14 protein-coding genes are annotated in these 18,987 nt (G+C 65.2%); 4 read left to right on the top strand and 10 right to left on the bottom strand.

Annotated features, from left to right (window positions below):
• Window positions 1–2 precede the first annotated feature (2 nt).
• The gene (gene dgcA / locus AC58EF_RS16675) at window positions 3–995 is read left to right on the top strand and encodes an N-acetyl-D-Glu racemase DgcA (RefSeq protein WP_497277494.1); all 993 of its coding nucleotides are present in this window, start codon (window positions 3–5) and stop codon (window positions 993–995) included.
• A gap of 7 nt (window positions 996–1,002) precedes the next feature.
• Window positions 1,003–2,271 carry a dicarboxylate/amino acid:cation symporter gene (locus AC58EF_RS16670; RefSeq protein ID WP_497277493.1) on the top strand — a complete coding sequence of 423 codons (1,269 nt, stop codon included), beginning with the start codon at window positions 1,003–1,005 and terminating at the stop codon, window positions 2,269–2,271.
• Here AC58EF_RS16670 and AC58EF_RS16665 read toward each other — a convergent pair.
• The 3 genes from AC58EF_RS16665 to AC58EF_RS16655 are packed head-to-tail and all read right to left on the bottom strand — an operon-like array spanning window position 2,231 to window position 5,345.
• The gene (locus tag AC58EF_RS16665) at window positions 2,231–2,992 is read right to left on the bottom strand and encodes an SDR family NAD(P)-dependent oxidoreductase (RefSeq protein WP_497277492.1); all 762 of its coding nucleotides are present in this window, start codon (window positions 2,990–2,992) and stop codon (window positions 2,231–2,233) included. The two genes, AC58EF_RS16670 and AC58EF_RS16665, sit on opposite strands and share 41 nt — an antisense overlap.
• A gap of 14 nt (window positions 2,993–3,006) precedes the next feature.
• Window positions 3,007–4,191, bottom strand: a complete 1,185-nt coding sequence (locus AC58EF_RS16660; protein WP_497277491.1) for an acetyl-CoA C-acyltransferase — start codon at window positions 4,189–4,191, stop codon at window positions 3,007–3,009.
• 29 nt (window positions 4,192–4,220) lie between these two features.
• Window positions 4,221–5,345 carry an acyl-CoA dehydrogenase family protein gene (locus AC58EF_RS16655; protein ID WP_497277490.1) on the bottom strand — a complete coding sequence of 375 codons (1,125 nt, stop codon included), beginning with the start codon at window positions 5,343–5,345 and terminating at the stop codon, window positions 4,221–4,223.
• An 82-nt stretch (window positions 5,346–5,427) separates the two neighbouring features.
• Here AC58EF_RS16655 and AC58EF_RS16650 point away from each other — a divergent pair, with 82 nt between their 5' ends.
• Window positions 5,428–6,063: a TetR/AcrR family transcriptional regulator gene (locus AC58EF_RS16650; protein ID WP_497277489.1), complete on the top strand. Its 636-nt coding sequence runs from the start codon at window positions 5,428–5,430 to the stop codon at window positions 6,061–6,063.
• Between the two features lie 99 nt (window positions 6,064–6,162).
• Here AC58EF_RS16650 and AC58EF_RS16645 read toward each other — a convergent pair whose 3' ends face one another.
• From AC58EF_RS16645 to AC58EF_RS16615, 7 genes are all read right to left on the bottom strand, one after another.
• Window positions 6,163–8,007, bottom strand: a complete 1,845-nt coding sequence (locus tag AC58EF_RS16645) for a response regulator (protein WP_497277488.1) — start codon at window positions 8,005–8,007, stop codon at window positions 6,163–6,165.
• Window positions 7,997–8,860 (bottom strand): CheR family methyltransferase, encoded by an 864-nt coding sequence (locus AC58EF_RS16640; RefSeq protein ID WP_497277487.1) that lies wholly within the window; start codon window positions 8,858–8,860, stop codon window positions 7,997–7,999. The genes AC58EF_RS16645 and AC58EF_RS16640 overlap by 11 nt, the downstream gene beginning before the upstream one ends.
• Entirely contained in the window at window positions 8,857–11,955 is a 3,099-nt protein-coding gene (locus AC58EF_RS16635; protein WP_497277535.1) for a response regulator, read from the bottom strand. The genes AC58EF_RS16640 and AC58EF_RS16635 overlap by 4 nt, the downstream gene beginning before the upstream one ends.
• Before the next feature lie 148 nt (window positions 11,956–12,103).
• Window positions 12,104–14,218: a TonB-dependent siderophore receptor gene (locus AC58EF_RS16630; RefSeq protein WP_497277486.1), complete on the bottom strand. Its 2,115-nt coding sequence runs from the start codon at window positions 14,216–14,218 to the stop codon at window positions 12,104–12,106.
• A 100-nt stretch (window positions 14,219–14,318) separates the two neighbouring features.
• Window positions 14,319–14,642 carry a DUF3325 domain-containing protein gene (locus AC58EF_RS16625; protein WP_497277485.1) on the bottom strand — a complete coding sequence of 108 codons (324 nt, stop codon included), beginning with the start codon at window positions 14,640–14,642 and terminating at the stop codon, window positions 14,319–14,321.
• Window positions 14,632–16,245 carry a PepSY-associated TM helix domain-containing protein gene (locus tag AC58EF_RS16620; RefSeq protein WP_497277484.1) on the bottom strand — a complete coding sequence of 538 codons (1,614 nt, stop codon included), beginning with the start codon at window positions 16,243–16,245 and terminating at the stop codon, window positions 14,632–14,634. Before AC58EF_RS16620 ends, AC58EF_RS16625 begins: the two co-directional genes overlap by 11 nt.
• Window positions 16,242–16,550, bottom strand: a complete 309-nt coding sequence (locus tag AC58EF_RS16615) for a hypothetical protein (protein ID WP_497277483.1) — start codon at window positions 16,548–16,550, stop codon at window positions 16,242–16,244. The genes AC58EF_RS16620 and AC58EF_RS16615 overlap by 4 nt, the downstream gene beginning before the upstream one ends.
• A gap of 94 nt (window positions 16,551–16,644) precedes the next feature.
• Between AC58EF_RS16615 and AC58EF_RS16610 the strand changes: the two genes are divergently transcribed.
• Window positions 16,645–18,951 carry a TonB-dependent siderophore receptor gene (locus tag AC58EF_RS16610; RefSeq protein ID WP_497277482.1) on the top strand — a complete coding sequence of 769 codons (2,307 nt, stop codon included), beginning with the start codon at window positions 16,645–16,647 and terminating at the stop codon, window positions 18,949–18,951.
• Window positions 18,952–18,987: the final 36 nt, after the last annotated feature.

Genomic DNA, 18,987 nt, shown 5'->3' with positions numbered 1-18,987 from the left:
CCATGCGCCGCACGCTGACCCTTCTGGGGGAGACTTTCCCTCTCGCCACGCCGTTCCGCATCTCGCGCGGCGTCAAGACCGCCGCGGAGGTCGTCACCGTCACCATCGCTGAGGGCGACATCGCCGGGCGGGGCGAATGCGTCCCCTATCCGCGCTATGGCGAAAGCGTCGACACGAGCATTGCCGAGATCGAGGCGGTGCGGGAGGCTCTGGAAAGGGGCGTCGGCCGCCGCGACCTGCTCGACATCCTGCCCGCAGGCGCGGCGCGCAATGCGGTCGACTGCGCGCTCTGGGATTTGGAACTGAAGCGGGCGGGCAGCGACATCGCGACCGCGCTCGGCCTTGAAAAGCCGCTGCGCCCGATCGCGACAGCCATGACCGTCGGCCTCGATGCGCCCGGCGCGATGGGGCTGGCCGCCGCCGCGCTGGCCGATGTGCCGCTCATCAAGGTGAAGGTCGACCGCAACGATCCCACCGCCCAGTTGCGCGCCGTCCGCGCCGCCGCGCCAAAGCCGCGCATGATCGTCGATCCCAATGAAAGCTGGACGATCGCGGAGGTCGGCGGCCTTCAGGCGCTGATGCGGGAATTGCGCATCGACCTGCTGGAACAGCCCTTGCCTGCGCATGAGGATGGCGAACTGAGCGGTTTCCAGTCCGCCATCCCGATCGCAGCCGACGAATCCGTCCATGTCGCCGCCGACCTCGAAAGCCTGCCCGACGGCTATGGCGTGGTGAACATCAAGCTGGACAAGGCCGGCGGCCTCACCGCAGCGCTGGACCTGGCCGAAGCGGCGCGCGCCCGCGGCCTTGGCGTCATGACCGGCTGCATGATCTGCTCCTCGCTCTCGATCGCGCCGGCCTGGGCGATCGCGGCGGGCAGCGCCTTCGTCGATCTCGACGGGCCGCTCTGGCTGTCGGCCGACCGCGACGGCGGGGTCACCGGGGATCGCGGCCATCTGCTGCCCCCGCAGCCTGGCTTCTGGGGCGGGCTGTAAGGCGCCCATGGCAGCGCTCGCCCGTCGCTGGTTCGCCATCCCGCTCTGGCAGCGCGTGCTGGCCGGGCTGATCGTCGGCGTTGCGCTCGGGCTTTTCTGGCCCGCCGCCGCGCCCTGGATCGCCTTCATCGGCGAAGTCTTCGTCCGGCTCATCCGTATGCTGGTCGTCCCGATCGTCTTCGTCTCGATCGCTTCGGGCGTGACCGCGCTCGCCGATCCGCGACGGCTGGGATCGGTCGGCGGACGCACGATCCTTCTCTTCGCCTTCACCACCGCCTGCGCTGTATCGGTCGGCATGGCGCTCGGGCTGCTGGTCGGCCCCGGCGCCGGGGCGGCGCTGGGCAAGGCGGCGCCCCATGCGCTGGGCGAGGCCAAGTCGCTGCACGACCAGCTGATCGGCATCGTCCCCGTCAACATCGTCCAGTCGCTGGCCGAAGGCGACATGCTGGCGATCATCTTCTTCGCCATGCTGTTCGGATTCGGCGTCATCCTGGCCGGGGAGGAAGGGCGGCCGATGGCGGACATGCTGCAATCGGCGAGCCGCGTGCTGTTTCACCTCGTCCGCATCGTCATGGAAATCACGCCCTTCGGCGTGCTCGCCCTGATCGCCAAGGCCGTCGCGGACAATGGCGTCGCGGTCTTCGCCAATATCGGCTGGCTGGCGCTCTGTGTCCTGCTGGGCGTGATCGCGCAGATACTGCTGGTCCATCTGCCGCTCATCAGACTGGTCGCGCGCCTTTCGGTCCGCCGTTTCTTCCGTGCGGCGATCGACCCGCTGCTGGTCGCCTTCTCCACCGCCTCCTCGGCCGCCACCCTGCCGGTCGCGCTGCGCGTCGCGCTGGAGGAACTGCGCATCGAACCCGCCGTCGCCTCCACCGTGTTGCCGATCGGCGCCAGCATCGGCAAGGACGGGACCGCCATGTATGTCGGCCTGCTCAGCATCTTCAGCCTTCAGGCGCTGGGCGTGCATCCTGATCCGGCAATGCTGGCGATCATGCTGCTGACAGGATCGCTCGCCGCCTTCGGCACCGCGCCGATCCCGTCCGCCTCGCTCTTCATGCTGGCGGCCGTGCTCTCGGCCGTCGGCATCTCACCCGAACAGACCGCGCTGGTGGTGGGCTTCATCCTGCCCTTCGACCGACTGCTCGACATGACCCGCACCGTCGCCAGCGCCAGCGCCAACCTGACCGTCACCGCCGTCGTCGCGCGGCAGGAAAGGGCGATCGGCGTCGCGCTTACCGCGGCGCCATGCGGATCGCGCCGTCGAGGCGGATGACTTCTCCGTTCAGCATCGGATTGCGGATGACGGACTCCACCAGTTGCGCATATTCGGCGGGCTTGCCGAGGCGGCTGGGATGCGGAACCTGCGCACCGAGCGCGTCCTGCACCGCCTGCGGAAAGGCTTCCACCATAGGCGTGAGGAAGATGCCCGGCGCGATCGTCATGACCCGAATCCTGTGCTGGGCCAGGTCCCGCGCGACCGGCAGGGTCATGCCGACCACGCCGCCCTTGGACGCGCTATAGGCCGCCTGGCCGATCTGGCCGTCAAAGGCCGCGACCGAAGCGGTGTTGACGATGACGCCGCGTTCGCCGTCCATTTCTTCCGCCGCCGCCGCGCGGGCCGCGAATTTGGCAATGACGTTGAAGGTGCCGATCAGATTGACCTGGATCGTCCGGGTGAATGTGTCGAGCGGGTGCGGGACATTCTCCTTGCCCACCGTCTTCACCGCAGGGGCGATGCCCGCGCAGTTCACGAGGATGCGCGCGACGCCATGGGCCTGCGCGGCGGCATCGAGGCCGGCCGCGACGCTGGCGTCGTCCGCCACGTTGACGGCGATATAGACCCCGCCAATCTCGGCCGCCGCCGCCTTGCCCGCTTCCTCATTGAGATCAAAGATAGCGACCTTCGCGCCGTTCGCCGCCAGCATCTGCGCCGTCGCCTTGCCCAGCCCCGACGCGCCGCCGGTCACGATGGCGGCCTTTCCCTGAATCTCCATGTCGCTCCCTTTCCTCAGACCAGTTCCACCGCCATGGCGGTGGCTTCGCCGCCGCCGATGCAGAGGCTGGCGACGCCGCGCTTGAGGCCGCGATTTTCCAGCGCGCCGATCAGCGTCGCCAGGATGCGGGCGCCCGACGCGCCGATCGGGTGCCCCAACGCCGTCGCCCCACCATTGACGTTCAGCTTGTCCGCCGGGATGTCCAATTCCCTGGCGGCGATCATGGCGACGACGGCGAAAGCTTCATTCACTTCGAACAGATCGACATCGTCGACCGACCAGCCTGCCCTTTCCAGCAATTTGCGCATGGCAGGCACCGGCGCGGTCGTGAATTTTGCCGGTTCATGGGCATGGGCGGCGGTGGCGACGACCTTCGCCACGATCGGCAAGCCCAGTTTCTCCGCAACGCTCTGCCGCGTCATGACGAGGGCGGCGGCTCCGTCCGAAATGGAAGAGGCGTTGGCGGCGGTGATGGTGCCGTCCTTGGCGAAGGCGGGCTTGAGCGACGGGATCTTGTCGGGGCGCGCCTTGCCGGGCTGTTCGTCGGTGTCGACGACGATATCGCCGCCCCGGCCCGAAACGGTGACGGGCGTGATTTCACGGGCGAAGGCGCCGCTGGCGATCGCTTCATTCGCGCGCGCGAGCGAACGGAGCGCATAATCATCCTGATCGGCGCGGCTGAACTGATAGTCTCGCACCGCTTCCTCGGCGAAGACACCCATGGCCTTGCCCGGCTCATAAGCGTCCTCCAGCCCGTCCATCATCATCGTGTCGATGATACGGTCATGGCCGATGCGCGCGCCCGAACGATGCTTGGGCAGGGCATAGGGGGCGTTGGTCATGCTCTCCATGCCGCCCGCGACGATGATGTCGGCGGAACCGGCGGCGAGCGCCTCATGCGCCATGATGGCGGCCTGCATCCCCGAACCGCACATCTTGTTGACCGTGGTCGCTTGGGTGTTGAGGCCAAGGCCCGCCCCCAGCGCCGCCTGACGCGCGGGCGCCTGCCCAAGGCCCGCGGGCAGCACGCAGCCCATATAGATGCGGTCCACGGTATCGGCGGAAATCCCGGCCCGCTCGACCGCGGCCTTCACCGCCGCCGCGCCGAGATCGGTGGCCTTGAGCGGCGAAAGCGCGCCCTGAAAGCCGCCCATGGGGGTCCGGGCATAGCCCGCAATGACGACCGGATCATTGTGCATCGTGAATTCCTTTCGGAGCCAAATCACTGTTAAAGACTGCGCGCGATGACCATGCGCTGGATGTCGGATGTTCCCTCGTAAATCTGGCAGACCCGCACATCGCGATAGATTTTGGCGACGCCATATTCCTCCAGATAGCCATAGCCGCCCAGCGTCTGCATCGCGCCCGACACCACCGCCTCGGCCGTTTCCGACGCGAACAGCTTGGCCATGGACGCCTGGGTCAGCGCGGGCTGGCCCGCATCGCGCAACGCGGCGGCGGACAGCACCAGTTGCCGCGCCGCCTCCAGCCGGGTGGCGAGATCGGCAAGGCGGAAACCCACGGCCTGATGCTCGATGATGGCCTTGCCCATGGAGCGGCGGTCCTTCGCATAGCCGATCGCGATTTCCAGCGCGGCCTGCGCCATGCCAACGCATTGTGCGGCGATGCCGATCCGCCCCGTCTCCAGATTCGCCAGCGCGATGCGGTAGCCCTGCCCCGGATCGCCCAGCAGCAGTTCGTCCTCCACGAACATATCCTCGAAGCGCAGCGCGCAGGTATCCGACGCGCCCTGCCCCATCTTGTGCTCGACCTTGTCGACGATATAGCCGGGCCTGTCGGTGGGAACGAGAAAAGCCGACAGACCCTTTTTCCCGGCTTCGGGATCGGTGACGGCGATCGCCATGACAAGACGGCCGATCTTCCCGGAGGTGATGAACTGCTTGGCTCCATTCAGACGCCAGCCGCCGTCGACCTTCACCGCCCTGGTGCGGATCGCGGCGGCGTCCGACCCCGCATCGGCCTCCGTCAGCGCGAAGGCGCCAATGGTGCGGCCGGCGATCAGGTCGGGCAGGAAACGCTGTTTCTGCGCGTCATTGCCGTCCTTGAGCAGGCCGCCGACCATGATGCTGTTCTGGATCGAAACGATGGTCGACAATGCGCCGTCCGCCGCCGCCAGCTCCATCAGGGCCAATGCATAGGATACGGCGTCCGCTTCCGCGCCGCCATAGGCTTCCGGTGCGGTCATGCCCCATAGGCCAAGCGCGCCCATCTCCTCGAACAGGGCGGACGGATAGCCCCCTTCCGCCTCGAATCGGGCGCTGTGGGGACGAATCATCTCCTGCGCGAAATTCCTCACCATTTCCCGGATGGAAAGCTGGATATCGGTCAGCATAAACCCACTCGTTTATAATTTACTGACGAGTAGATTGCTTATTACGGCGTTTTTTGTCAATGGTCAGGCGGAGGAGTTTTCATTGCCCACAAGTCCACTTGCCGCGACGCCCTCCCCCTTCAGGACGCGTGAGGAAAAGGTCCGGGAGCGCGAGGAGAAACGCGAAGCCGTGCTGCGCGCGGCGGTCCGCATGTTCAATGCGCGGGGTTTCCATGCCACGTCGCTGGATGACGTCGCCGCGTCGCTGGGAATCAGCAAGCCGACCATCTATCATTATCTGGGCAACAAGGAGCAAGTGCTGATCGAATGCGTGACGCGCGGGCTGGAACCGCTGCGCCTTGCCGCCGAGGCGGCAAAGGACGAGCCGGGAACCGGCCTTGACCGTCTCCGCCGTTTCCTGCGCCATTATGCGCAGATCAATATGGAGGATTTCGGCCGCTGCGTGGTGCGCACGGGCGATGAATTTCTTTCGCACGAAGGCGCCGCGCTGTTTCGCGCGCGCAAGCGGGAGATCGACATGGCGCTCCGCGGCCTGATAGAGGGCGGGATTGCCGACGGATCGATCGCGCCGGTCGATGTGAAGCTGGCCGCCTTCACCCTTGCGGGTGCGCTCAACTGGCCGGCGCGCTGGCACCATCCCGCCGGTCCGGCGTCCGTCGAGGATATCGCCGCATCGATGGTGGACATCGTCACGAACGGACTGGCGCCGCGCAAATAGGATGGATCAGCCGATATCGGCTTGACGTCCCGCCCATGCCGGCCAGCCCATCGTCGTCGGCGGATCCCTGGACGGGCTTGCCGGCGCGCACCCCTATTATCAAACTCCGGGGTTCAACGGCTGGACGGTCCGGAGCCTGTCCTTCTGGGATATCATCAAATGCGCCGCGCAGTCGATCAGGCTCGCGCTGTCGAACGGCTTGCCGACAAGCGGTCGATCCTCGAAGCCGACCGGCAAATTCTCGCGGCCATATCCCGTCACGAATGCAAAGGGGATGCGGCTTTTGGCCAGTGCGGCCGCAATCCGGTTCACCGACCGCCCCTGGAGATTCCCGTCGACCAGCGCGGCGTCGAAACATTTGCCCGCGATCAGTTCCAGCGCCTCGGTTTCCGTAGCCGCGACCGCGCGAACGGCGGCGCCATGATCTTCCAGCAACTGGGCGATTTCCATGGCGACCAAAGGCTCGTCCTCGACGATCAGGAAGGTCTTGCCGTCAAGATTGCCGGCTTGGGCCGGGCCGTCCGATACCGTCGCATCGATCCGGGGAGCGGCAATGCTCACCAGGTTGATACGCGGCCCGTCTGGGAGGCTGAGCGTCCAGCAGAGGCCGTCGGGCGCATAGGATGCCGTGGCGCTCCCGCCCTCCGCCCTCAGGCTGCGTTCGATGAGCGCGGTGCCGAACCCCTTGCGCTTCGGTTCGGCCACGGCCGGGCCACCGCTTTCACGCCAGGAGATGACAAGCCGATCCGCGTCGATGCCCCAGTGCAGGTCGACCCGTCCTTCGGCCACCGACAGCGCGCCATATTTATGGGCGTTGGTGACCAGTTCGTGCAGGATCAGCGCCAGGTGCAGCGCCAGTTCCGGCGCCAGTTCCAGTTCCGGGCCATCGATATGCAGCTGGCTGAGATCGACCGTGCCGATGTCGATCTGGCCGTCGACCAGATCGCGCAGTCGCGCGCCCTGCCATGTCGAACTGCTGAGCAGCGAATGCGCCCGGGCCAGCGCATGGATACGCCCGGTGAAGGTCGGCGCGAAATCCGACGGGCCGGACGAATGGCGCAGCGTCTGCACCGCAATCGCCTGGACCGACGCCAACGTATTCTTCACCCGATGATTGAGTTCGCCGATCAGCAGGCGCTGCGTTTCTTCCGCGCGTTTCCGATCGGTCACGTCCAGGATCTGGAGATTGACCGATACCAGCCTGCCCCGACCGTCGAACAGCGCGGAACAATAGCATTCGCATTCCAGCGTCACGCCTTCGGCTGTGCGCATACGCAGCGGCTGCATGTCGCGCAGTCGCCGGGCTGCGATCATGTCACCAATCAGTTCGGCGAAGCCGGCGACGTCCTCCGGATCGAGCCAATCAAGGTCCTGCGCGCGAAACCCGGCGACCTCGGACGCGCGCCAGCCGAACAGCCGCTCGGCCCCGGCGGACCAGGCGATGATATGCTGCCCCGCGTCAAACTCCACGATCGCCAGCGGGCTATTGTCGCCATGCGCCTGAAGCCGGGCCAGCGCGGCGGCATGGCGGTCGCGCTCCTGCGCCAGTTCCTGCCGCTGGTGGAACAGTTCCACGAAAATCGCGACCTTGTGCCGCAATATGTCGGGATCGACCGGCTTGAACAGATAGTCGATCGCGCCGCTTTCATAGCCGCGAAAGCGGCGCTGTTCGTCCGTGCCCACGGCCGTCAGGAAGACGATGGGCACGCGCCGCGTCCGTTCCGTCCCGCGCATCAGTTCGGCCAGTTCGAAACCGTCCATGCCCGGCATCTGCACGTCGAGCAGGGCAAGCGCGACATCCTCGACCAGCAGCATTTCCAGCGCCTGCATCCCCGATCGCGCCTTGACGATTTCCACCCCGTCGCGCTTGAGCAAGGCTTCCAGCGCGGTCAGATTTTCCTCAACATCGTCGACGCACAGGATTTTCGCGGGTTCAGGCGGCATTGTCGAAGATCCTCAGATCCATGCGGTTACGGCGGTAAATTTTCTCATGCTCCCTGAAATCGTCAAAGCCGTCGGAATAGCGGGAAAAGCGCAATGTCTCCTTGGAACCAAGCCCAAGGAAACCGCCGCGCGCCAGGCTGTCGCCGAACAGGCCCAGCGCCCGGTCCTGCAGGGCGCGGTCGAAATAGATGAGGACGTTGCGACTGGATACCAGCTGCGCTTCGGCAAAGACCTGGTCGCTGGCGAGATTATGTTCGGCGAACACGGCGCGGCGGCGCAGGCTCTTGTCGAACACGGCCGCGCCATAGGCGGCGGTATAATAGTCCGACAGCGACGCCTTGCCGCCGGCCAGCCTGTGATTTTCGGTGAATTGCGCGATGCGATCGAGATCGTAGATGCCGGCTTCCGCCTTTTGCAGCGCGGCCGGGCTGATGTCGGTGCAATAGAAGATGGTGCGCGCCTCCAGCCCCTCCTCGCGGAACAATATGGCGAGCGAGTAGAATTCCTCGCCATTGGCGCAGCCGGCGATCCAGACCTTGAGCGAAGGCCATGTGCGCAGATGCGGCACCACCTGTTCGCGCAAAGCCCGGAAATAGGCGGGATCGCGAAACATCTCGCTCACCTGAATGGTAAGGAAACCCATCAGGTCGGCAAAGACCGCCGGATCGCGGAGCAGCAGATGCTGAAGCTGCGACAGGCTTTCGCACGCATGGCGCTGCTGCGCGCGGGCGAGGCGGCGATGCAGCGATCCACGCGAATAGCCGCGAAAATCATAATGATAATGGCGGAAAATCGCCTCCAGCAGCAGGTCGAGTTCCAGTTCCTCGTGCGGCGCGAAGATTTCCTCGCTCATCGCGGCATCCAGACACGGGCCAGGCTCAGCAGCTTGTCGACGTCCAGCGGCTTGGCCAGATAGTCGTTCGCGCCCGCATCCAGGCAGTCCTGCTGGTCGCGCGCCATCGCCTTCGCCGTCAGGGTGATGATCGGCAGTTGCTTGCCCCATGGCTTGGTGCGGATTTCGCGCGTCGCGGTCAGCCCGTCCATCTCCGGCATCATCACGTCCATCAGCACCAGATCCACCGGATCGGCCAGCCCCCGCGCCGCCTCATCCAGCACCTGCAACGCCTCCCGTCCGTTGCGCGCGATGCGGACATTGGAGCCGTGCGGCTCGAAGACGGAGGTGAGCGCATAGACGTTGCGGATATCATCCTCCACCACCAGGATGTTCCGCCCGTCGAGCGCGGCGTCGCGCCCCAGCGACTTGGCGATCAGCGCCTGCTGCGGTGCGGGCAGGTCGGACACGATCTGATGCAGGAACAGCGTCACTTCATCCAGCAGCCGCTCGGGCGACTTGGCGCCCTTGACGATGATCGACTTGGAATAGCGCCGCAGCCGCATTTCCTCCTCATGGGAAAGATCGCGGCCGGTATAGACGATCACCGGAGGAAAGCCGACCGCCTCATCCACCGACAGGCGGTCGAGCAGGTCCAGCCCCGACGCATCGGGCAGGTTCAGGTCCAGCACCATGCAGTCGAACGTCTCGCGGCCCAACAGCTCGAAACATTGGGCGGCGCTGTGCGCCTCGACCGTCTCGACATCGCGCGATCCGAGCAGCAGCTTGACGCTCTCGGCCTGCTGCGCATCGTCCTCGACCACCAGCACGCGGCGCACCCGCTGCGCCATGCGGGCTTCCAGTCCTTCGAGCATGTCGATCAGCGCCTCGCGCTTCACCGGCTTGAAGAGATAGCCGATCGCGCCGCTCGACAGCGCCGCCTGGCTGTCGTCATCCACCGACACGACATGCACCGGAATATGGCGGGTGCGCACGTCGCGCTTGATCCGATCGAGGACCGAAAGGCCGGTATGGTCCGGCAGGTTCATGTCCAGAATGACGGCATTGGGGACATATTGCCGCGCCATCAGCGCGCCTTCATCCGCGGTGCCGGCGATCAGGCACTGGAATTTCAGTTCATGCGCGATGTCGCGCAGGATGCCCGCGAAGACCGGATCATCCTCCACGATCAGGATGACGCGCGAATCCCCGGACAGATGCTCGCGATCGTCCCGCGCGGCTGGGCCGGCGCGCGCCCGTGCGGGCTTGGGATTGGACGGCGGCGCGCGCAAGGGGGCGGGACTTGCGAGCGGGGCGGCCGGGGTGATGATCGCGGAATCGTATCGATCGGGCAGGATCAGGGTGAAGGCGCTGCCTTCGCCAGGCGTGCTGACGACCTGCACTTCGCCGCCCAGCAGCCGCGCCAGTTCGCGCGAGATGGACAGGCCCAAGCCCGTGCCGCCATATTTGCGGCTGATCGTCCCGTCCGCCTGACGGAACGCCTCGAAGATCAGTTGCTGCTGGTCAGCCGGGATGCCGACGCCGGTATCGCGCACCGTGAAGCCGATACGCCCGTCCGTCCGCTGCTCCACCTCCAGCGATACCGAGCCGCGTTCGGTGAACTTGATCGCGTTCGACAGGAAATTCTTCAGCACCTGTTCGATGCGCTGTGGGTCGCTCTCCATTTCCAGCGGCGCACCATCCTGCGTCCGCGTCGCCAACAACAGCCCCTTGGCGGTGGCGGACGGCCCGAATATGGCATTCAGCTTGTCCAGCATCGCGCCGATGCGGATGCGGCGCGGCTGAAGCTCCAGCTTGCCCGCCTCTATCTTGGAAATGTCGAGAATATCGTTGATGAGGTTCAGGAGGTCATTGCCCGAAGTCTCGATCGTTTCGGCATGGCGCACCTGTTCGGGGCTGAGGTTGCCGTCACGATTTTCCGCCAGCAGCCGCGCCATGATCAGCAGAGAATTGAGCGGCGTGCGCAGCTCATGGCTCATATTGGCAAGAAATTCGGACTTGTAGCGGCTGGCCTGCTCCAGTTCGCCCGCCTGGTGCTTGAGCGAGGTCTGCGCGCGCGTCAGGTCGTCGCGCTGAATTTCGAGCTGACGGGTCTGTTCCTCCAGCTGGGCATTATTCTGTTCCAGCTCGCTCTGTTGGGCTTCCAGCCGCGCGGCCGATTCCTGCAACTGGCGGCTCTGCTGCTCCAGTTCCTCATTATTGGCACGCAGTTCCTCGCTCTGCGCCTGCAACTCCTCGGCCTGCTGCTGCGTCTCCTCCAACAGTTCGCGCAGCCGCGCGCGATATTTGCCGGACCGGATGGCGACGCCCAGCTGGTCCGACACGCGGTCAAGCAGCGCCAGCGCGCCCTGCCCCAGGCCGTGCGTCAGGCCGAGTTCGATGACGGCGTTGATCGCGCCGTCGGCCTGCGTCGTGGAAATCACCAGGCTCTGCGGTCTGGACCGGCCAAGCGCCGAGCCATAGACCAGATCATGGTCCGGCACGGCGTTCAGATGGAAGGCGCGGCGATCGGCCACCGCCTGACCCAGCAGACCGTCGCCAACCGCGAAGCGTTCCGGCAGGCCGGCATCGGCCGGAACGGCATAGGTGGCGTAGCGTCGATAGCCTTCGCCATCGGCGATGTAGAGGGCGCCGGCCTGGGCATCCAGATAGTCCGCCAGGAATGTCAGCGCGTTTGCGGAAAGGTCCGCCAGCGACTGCTCGCCGCGCACCGCCTTGGAAAGGCCGACCTGCCCGCCCTGCATCCATTCTTCCCTCGCGATGGCCAGCTTGTTGCGGATGAACAGCAGGCCGATGACCGCCAGTATCCAGCCTATCCCACCGCCCAGCGCACGATTGACGATGGCGACCTGCGGATCGACACCTGCGGGCGCCAGGAAGAAGCCGATAGCCGTCAGCACGCTCGCGATCGCCGCAACGGCCAGGGGGATATAGGGTCGCCGCGCCAGATAGGCCAGCACGACCGGAAGGAGGTAAGCGACCCAGACGGCCGTTCCCAACGGGAAAATAAGGTCTGCAAGGAAAGGAAGAAGCAACAGCAGGCCCAAGCCCGCATAAAGCCAACCCTGAAACGAATCGAAGTGACCGGTGCGCATTTTCGTCATGATCGCCGCTTCTGAACGTGCGAACGAATTGCCGCAACGATCTCGATCAAGCCTCCTTCAATTTGCCCGCCCTCTTCGACCATTGGACGCGCACGATAAGCAGCGCGAAGGCTTCCAGCCGCCGGTTCGGAACTGCCGCCTAGAACCGCCGGTTCACGCTGATCATGAACGTCCGCGGCTCACCGGGCGTCGTGCGGGTCAGCGACGCGGTCGGGAAATAGCGGGCGTTGAAGATGTTGCGGACATTGGCCTGCACCGACCAGTCATCGATCGTATAGAACAGGGCGCCGTCCACGAGCATATAGCCCTTGAGCGAAAAGGGCGCGGTCGCGCCGGCGACGGCGGACGCGGTGCTCGCCATGCGGCTGCTTTCGTGATGCAGGCCCAGGCCCGCCCCCAGATTGGCCAGCGGACCGCGCTGAATGGTGTAACGCGCCCAGCCATTGACGATATAATGGGGAATGGAGCCGAGCCTGGACCCGACCTGCAACCGGTTGTCGGCCGTGACGATGGCGTCCAGATAGGTGAAGGCGCCGGTCAGTTCCACGCCCGGCGCGGGCCGCCATGCAGCCTCCGCCTCGATGCCGCGGGTGCGCTGCTCGCCGGTCAACACATAGACGTTGGGCAGCACGGCGTCCGCGGTCGCCACATTGGTGCGGGTAAGCTGGAACAGCGTGACCATGCCGGTCAAGCCGCCATCCGCGCGGGCCAGCTTCACGCCGCCCTCGTAATTGACGCCGCGTTCGGGCGGCAGGGGCGTGCCGTCCGCCGACCTGTAAGTGCCCTGCGGATTGAAGGATTTGGCGTAGTTGACATAAAGCGACGCCCAGTCGGTCAGCGCCAGCGTGGCGCCCGCCCGCGGGCTGAAGGCATTGTCGTTCACTTCCGGGCTGGGCGCACCATTGCTGTTCGTGCGGCTGATCGCCTTGTCCCAGCGGCCGCCCAGCGTGACCGTCAGCATGTCGCCCAGCTTGATATGATCCTGGACATAGATGCCGCGCTGTTTGGAAACAATGGCATAGGTCGTTGCCGGCACGGCGGGATTATAACCGCTGACCGTGCCATAGACCGGATCATAGAGGTCCAGCGCATAGGGCATACTGGTGTCATAGATGTTGGTGTCATGCGCCGATCGCCGGCCATAATCCACGCCGATCAGCAGATAATGGTTGAGCGGCCCGGTATCGAAACGCAGGCTGGCATTGGTATCGACGCGGAAATATTTGCCATGCTGGTCATAGGGGCCATAGAAGGCGCGCGTCACCGTCCGGCGATCGGCCGATATGCCGGTGATGAACAGCCAATTGTCCCAGCTATTGTGAAAATCCTGATAGCGCAGCGACTGGTGGACGGCGATCGTCTCGCTGAACTTGTGGTCGAAGACATAGCCCAGATTCCAGTAGTCATTATTCTGAACCGCCGGATATTCGCCATCGTTGATCGACAGGCGGCGACTGAGCTTGCCATTGGGATTAGGCAGCGCCGTGCCATAGGCCGTGGTCGGGGACCAGGGATTGATATGGTCGTCGACATAGCGGCCGAGCAGCGTCAGACTGGTGTCGGCGTCCGGTTTCCAGGTCAGCGACGGCGCCAGGAAGATGCGGCGCTGCCCCGAATAATGGACGAAGAAATCCTGATCGCGATAGACGACCGGCAGGCGGGCGAGCAGCGTGCCGGCTGCGTTCAGCGGACCGTTCGCATCCAATGTGATTTCCTTGAAATCATAGGAACCACCCGCAAGTCCCACATCGACGAAGGCCTGATCCTGGGGCCGCTTGCTGACCAGATTCACCATGCCCGAAATGGGACCCTGGCCGAAAAGACCCGATGCCGGCCCCTTGACCACCTCGACCCGTTCCAGCGCGGTGATCTCCGACGTGCCATAGCCGGTATCGTCAAGCAGGCCGTCCAGATAGGTCGCGCCGGTGGACGCATTGAACCCCCGGATATTGAATCCGTCGAAAAAGCCGTAATTATTGCTGCGGGAAACGCCGGCGACGTTGAACAACGCATCGGCGATGCGGCGCACGCCCTGCCCTTCCAGCAATTCCTGCGGGACGATCGAGATCGCCTGGCTGCTTTCCAGCGGCGGGATGTCCGCCTTCGCCGCGACAGGCGCTTCGAGCAGATGCGCCGTGACCGTGATGTCGTCACGCCCCACCGGTGTTTCCTCGGCGGCGGCCATGGCCGCACCGGTCAGCGATGGAGCGGACAGCACCAGCAGGCTGGCGGTGATGGACAGATATGCTTTCATGGAGGCCCCCTCAAATTTGCTGGTGGCCTAATAATATCGCTATAGATTCGCAATAGCATATCTATTCATTCCTTTGATCGACATGCAGCCGGAAACCGGATCACAAGCCGATAGCGAAGCAGATCATCGCCAGGATCAGTGTCGGCACGGCCAGCATCAGCGCCAGCCGCGATTGCCAGGACAGAAGCAGCACCAGTATCGCACCGGCGACGCACATTTGCCCAATCCAGGCGACGACGCCCTGCGCCGGGCCGACACGCAGCATCGCCACGATCAGGGCGATCGCCAGCAGCAGCCAGCCGAGCAGACGCGCGGTGCGCGCGGATGGCATGACTGGCAGCGGGGGCGCGGGCCTGTGTTTCCTGACGGCAAGCGCCAGGCTGGCGAAAGCGGCATAGCTGATCAGGCCGGTTTCAAGCGACATCAGCGACCTCCCGGCCATGCGCCATCGTGGCGATGACGGGCGATGCGGACCGCCTGCGCCGCCGTATCGGCGCGGCCTTGATCCGACCTGCGCGCCATGCGCCCAGCCCCAGCAGCGCGGCGATGGCCAGCATGGCTCCGTCGAACGACAGGAACAGCCCGTCTCCGCCCGCGATGCTGGCGAACAGGCCGCGATCGGTCGTCGCCATGTTCACCAGCGGCAAGGCCGCAAAGGCGGCGGCGGACAGCGCCAGCGCCTCGACCCAGGCGCGCCGCACCGGGCGCAACAGGGTCAGCGCGGCCATTCCGAACCAGGTCCAGAACATCGCTTTCACCTCCATGTCCGCCCGCCCCTCCCATCCGGCCGGGATCAGCCGGTTGGCGAGCAGGAAGGCGGCCATGCCGGCGGGCAGGCAGGCGATGGTCCCGATGTTCAATCGCTCCACCAGACGGAATCCGAAAAAGGGTCTGGCGCCCGGCTGGCGGCGCTTGGCGGTCCAGAGCAGCAGGCCGGTGCCGACCATCGCCGTCCCGATCAGGCCAAGCAGGAAATAGGTCCAGCGCAGCACCGGTCCGGCGAAATGGCCCAGATGCAGGCCCAGCATCACACCGGCCGTGGTCAGCGCCGGTCCGGGCGGCGGCGATTGCGACAGCTTCGCCCCCGTCGCCCCGGAATAGGTGATGGATTCGCCGCGCGCGTTCAGCCGATCCGCGCCGCTGCGCAGGATCGTCACGGTCGCCGCCGCGTCATTGGGATTGCGGATGATGATGGTGCGCGGACGGCCGCCCCGCCATTCACGCGCGGCGGCGTCGACCAGCGGGCCGATCGGCCGCAGCGGCGCCGGCTGGTCCAGCGCCTTGCCGTCGGGTTCGGTGCCATAGGCGTCGGTGTAGAAAGCGGCGGGCTTCGGGTAATTGGCCGCGATCGGCCAGGGCATATACATGACGACCAGGGTGATGAGGCCGGTATAGGTGATCATCGCGTGGAACGGGAGCGCCAGCACCGCCGAGACATTATGCGCATCGAGCCAGCTCCGCTGTCCCTTGTTCCAGCGCAGGGTGAAGAAATCGACGAAGATGCGCTTGTGGGTGATCACGCCGGAGATGATCGCGGCCAGCATGAAGATGGCGCACAGGCCCGCAAGCCAGCGGCCCCAGGGATGGGGAAGCTGAAGCTGGAAATGGAAGCGGTAGAAATGCTCGCCGCCTCGCGTTTCCCGCGCGCTCAGCGGCTCGCCGGTGGCCGGGTCCAGCTTGATCTCGGCACTCCGTTTCCTCGGGCCTTTGGCCTCGGGATCGGGCTTGGGCATGGCGAAGATGCGCGTTTCGGGCGTGCGGTCGTCGGGCAGATAGATATACCATTGCAGGTCGTCGGGTGACGTCGCCTGCATATGCGCGACCGCCGTTTCCGCCGCCCGGCGCGGAGCGACCGGCGCCAGCCGCAGTTCCGGCTGCATCCAGCGGGTGATTTCAGGCCGGAAATAGCTGGCCGTGCCGGTCAGGAACATGGCGAACAATATCCAGCCGGCCAGCAGGCCCAGCCAGGTGTGAATCCACGCCATGGACCGGCGCAGCCCCTTCTCCTGCGACGCCGCCTTGCTCATGGCCGCACTCCCATGGCGACGGCGATGCCGGCCGACAGCAGCGCGCCGCCCCAGATGACCAGCGCGACCTTCATCAACCGCCGCTCGTGAAAGGCCCAGAGGCCGAGGGAGGCGAAGATCAGGAAGGAGAGGATCATGCCCCAAAGCGTCGCCTCGACCCGGGTGATCGGCAGCAAGCGTGCGCCCAAAGACGCGATTCCGGCGGCGGCGGCATAACCGCCGACCAGCGCCGTGACGCAACGCGCGGCCATGCGCCAGACACGGCGCGAGGGCGGAAAGGATGACGATAGGCTCTGGCGGTTCATACCGGTCCCCTGTGGCATGTGGGCTTGCGCATAGCCAAAGTCGCTCATAGTAGCAAACGCGAATCATTATTATTCGCAATTTGAAAGGGGGTTCATGCCATATCATCGGAAGGCCGCGCTGCTGGCCGCCACCGCCATCGTTCATCTGCTGACGCCCGGCCTCGCGAGGGCCGAGGATGCGGCCGAATCGAGCGCCGACACGATCATCGTCACCGGCATCAACGACAGCAAGACCAGCACCGGCACCAAGACCGACACGCCGCTGATCGCTACGCCGCAGAGCATCACCATCATCGATCGCGAGGAACTGACCCGCCGCAACGCGCTGTCGATCAATGAGGCGCTGGGCTATGTCGCCGGCGTATCGACCAACCAGCGCGGCGCGCTCGCAACCCGCTACGACCAGCTGGTGCTGCGCGGCTTTGCACCCGGCATCTTCCTCGACGGCATGCGCCTGATCGCCGGCCCCTATTCGACGCCGCAGATCGACTTCAACCGCATCGACCATATCGACGTGGTGAAGGGGCCGGCTTCGGTGCTCTACGGCAACTCCACTCCCGGCGGTCTGGTCAATCTGACCAGCAAGATGCCCGAAGCGATCGCCTTCGGCCAGTTCGAGGGTCAGGTCGGCAATTATGACACGTTCCGTTTCGCAGGCGACATCAACCAGCCGCTCGACAGCGAAGGCCGGCTGAAGGCCCGCCTCGTCGGCGGCTGGCAGAAGGGCGACAATCTGGCCGAAGGCACGTTCAGCGAGCGCTGGCATGTCAGCCCGATGCTGACCTTCTCCCCCGACGAGGCGACCAGCCTGACCCTGATCGCCACCTATCAGCATACGCCCCATGGCGGCGGCTATTCGGGCACCCCGGCCGCCGGCACGGTGCTGCCCAACCCCAACGGCACGATCCCGCGCAACATGAATACGGGCGATCCGGGCTATGAGCGCTACGACCACAAGGCGAAGTCGATCGCGGCCTTCTTCCGCCATGATTTCGACGAGCATCTGAGCTTCGCGTCGAACCTGCGTTACCAGAACAACAAATTATCCTATCGCCAGATCTACACGTCGGGCTTCGCCACGACCGGCGCCGGGGCCAACCGCAACAGCGACTATTCGACCATCATCCGCGGCGGCGGCGGCGCGGACGAGGATTTCGACACGCTGACGATGGACAATCATCTGAACGCCAAGTTCGCTACCGGCCTCATCCAGCATAATCTGCTGGTCGGCGTCGACTATCAGCGCATCACGGGCGAGAATGTGCAGCAGTTCAACAGCGGGCAGACCAGCAATCCGCTGACCAGCATCCCCAATCTCAGCCTGTTCGCGCCGGTCTATGGCGGAACGCTGCCCAGCTTCGATCTCACCATCCTGTCGCCCAACTATACCAATAGCTATGGCAAGCGCGACCAGCTCGGCGTCTATTTCCAGGACCAGATGGCGATCGGCCGGCTGCAACTGATCGCCAGCGGCCGCCAGGACTGGTATGAGCAGACCTCGCTCAACCTCAACCCGACCACCGCGGCGGCACGCGCCGCGCCGGTGACGAAGCTGTCGCAAAGCGCCTTCACCATGCGTCTGGGCGCGCTGTACGAATTCAAGTTCGGTCTGTCGCCCTATGTCAGCTATTCCGAATCCTTCGAGCCGCAGGCAGGCAACCGCTATGTGACGGCAACCGAAACCGCACCCTTCGTCCCGATCACCGGCCATCAATATGAGGCTGGCCTGAAATATCAGCCTCCGGGGATCAACGCGCTGTTCACCGCGTCGGTCTACCAGCTCAAGCGCCAGGGCAATCCGGTATCCGATCCGCGCGCGGGTCAGAACGGCATCCCGGCCAACGCCACCGTCCAGGTCGGCGAAACCCGCGTGCGCGGCGTCGAGTTCGAGGGGCGCGGGGAAGTCATCCCCGGCTTCGATATCGTGGCAACCGCCAGCTATACCGATGCGGTCATCACCGAAGGCACGGCGGCGATCGCGCCGACCGCGACGAACAGCGGCACGCCGACGACCACCGGCACCCGCCAGCTGGGGACGCCGAAATGGAACGCATCGTCCTTCCTCTCCTATGATTTCGGCAAGGCGCAGAATGTCGCGGGGCCGCTGTCGGGCCTCAGCTTCGGCGCGGGCGTGCGCTATGTCACCGGTTCGGACGGCACGACCAACTATGCGGTCATCAATGGCGTGACCACCTTCCAGCGCTTCCATACCGGAAGCTTCGCGCTGGTCGATGCGATGCTGGGCTATGATCTGTCGAAGATCGGGCTGAATGGCTGGAGCGCGTCGGTTAATGCGGCCAATCTCTTCGACAAGACCTATATCAGCGCCTGCCCCTTCCTCAACAGTTGCTATTATGGTGGCCCGCGCACCGTGGTGGGATCGTTGCGGTTCAACTGGTAAGGGCGATGACCGGGTGGAGGCCGCCAGCCTCCGCCC

Source organism: Sphingobium sp. WR1, assembly GCF_059693745.1.
Note: the sequence above shows the minus strand (reverse complement) of the source record. Positions and strands in the feature narration are given on the sequence as shown.